Source organism: Phocaeicola paurosaccharolyticus JCM 15092 (genome assembly GCF_000613805.1).
Classification (GTDB): domain Bacteria; phylum Bacteroidota; class Bacteroidia; order Bacteroidales; family Bacteroidaceae; genus Phocaeicola; species Phocaeicola paurosaccharolyticus.
On record NZ_BAJR01000075.1, the window covers coordinates 1 to 1,507 of the forward strand.

Consider the following 1,507-nt stretch of genomic DNA (forward strand, 5'->3'; position numbering starts at 1 on the left):
AGTTTAACTATAAAAGTTGACTCTTTATTGCCTTATTTATAAAACTTGTTGACTTTGATTTGACTATTTTTATTACTGGTTTACTCAATAATTGTTATTCGTATATAAGGTTGACTTCTATATCAAGTCTGGTATGCTGCAAATATAGAAGTTTATATTAAACTGCTATTTTCTTTAGCGCATTTTCTCTATAACTAATCCATTTTTTATTTATCTGTCCTTGATATTGAGCAGCTTCCTTAGGTGTCATACCATCCAGACTCATATGAGGTCGTTCATTATTGTAAAAATCAATGGCTATGCTTGTTGATTTTCTTACATCCTCGATATTGAAGAATACTTTATTCATAAACAATTCATTCTTAATCGTATTGTTGACTCTTTCCGCAACCGCATTGTCTTTAGGATCACCGGATTCAGTCATACTTATTTTTATTCCGTATTGCTTCAGTTTGTCAGTATAGATATAGCTTGCATACTGAACGCCTCTGTCTGAATGATGGATAAGCCCATTGATTGTACTAATCGGATAGTTTGCCAAAGCCATATCCAATGCTTTTATTGTATGGATGGTCTCCAGGCTTTCACCTATACTATATCCTATAATTTCTTTAGTATAGTAGTCAGTAATAAGGGATAGGAAACAAAATTCATAATCATCATTACAAGGGTCTGAGACTATCGGTATATAAGTTATATCGCTGACCCATACCTGAGTTGGTCTATCAGGGATTATATCCTTTATCAGATTGCAATATAATGGCAGTCCATGTTTGGAATCGGTTGTACGTACACGGCTTTTTCGTTTCCTGACCTTAAGATTATATCTGTCTATGATATCATAGAAATGATTATATCCTATACTATAATCATTACCAAAAAGGCGATTGTACATACTCCATAATTTATTGCCTCCAATACCTGGATCCTTAGAGCGGACTTCTTTTATGTATTGAACAGCAAAAGATTCTTTTGCCAGATTTGCAAGGAGTTTATCGCTATGCTTGTAATAGGCTTGCTTACTTACACCAAGTAGCAAACACATAGAGATAATAGGATATTCCATGTTATCTCTAGTGTGAAGCCGGTTGGCTACTTGGTGCCAACTTTTTTTAAGTCTATGCCATAGACTTCCTTACCATAGGATACCATCTCCTCATAGAAATCAGCACGAAGCTTCTCCTTTTTAAGATCAGATTTAAGCTTTAAGACCTCTTCCTGAAGAGCTTTGTAGTCATTAGGGGTTATGTCCTTTCCTTTTTTAGCCATATCTTCTGCAATCTTTGGATTTTCTTCCCTAAACTTACTGATTATTTGGTTAATATAATGTCGGCAGAAACCATATTTTTTGGCTATTTCCGAAGCCTTCATTCCTTTTAAGGTATACAGTGTATAAATCTCATAAGAACGACGGCTACGTTCTAAGGTTTCTGAATAGCAAGATTTTTTACTAATACTTTCCATAAGCTTTTTGTTTTGGAAAGTCAACCTATTCTACAAAAAGACA

2 protein-coding genes are annotated in these 1,507 nt (G+C 34.2%); both read right to left on the minus strand.

Annotated features, from left to right (window positions below):
• Positions 1 to 157 precede the first annotated feature (157 nt).
• Positions 158 to 1,066 carry an IS3 family transposase gene (locus tag JCM15092_RS14240; RefSeq protein ID WP_148296676.1) on the minus strand — a complete coding sequence of 303 codons (909 nt, stop codon included), beginning with the start codon at positions 1,064 to 1,066 and terminating at the stop codon, positions 158 to 160.
• Between the two features lie 26 nt (positions 1,067 to 1,092).
• Entirely contained in the window at positions 1,093 to 1,464 is a 372-nt protein-coding gene (locus JCM15092_RS14245) for a hypothetical protein (RefSeq protein WP_024995222.1), read from the minus strand.
• Between the last annotated feature and the right edge of the window lie 43 nt (positions 1,465 to 1,507).

What these genes read in the sequence shown, in the direction of transcription:
- JCM15092_RS14240 (WP_148296676.1), bottom strand. Translation starts at nt 1,066, where the DNA reads ATGGAATATCCTATTATCTCTATGTGTTTGCTACTTGGTGTAAGTAAG.
- JCM15092_RS14245 (WP_024995222.1), bottom strand. Translation starts at nt 1,464, where the DNA reads ATGGAAAGTATTAGTAAAAAATCTTGCTATTCAGAAACCTTAGAACGT.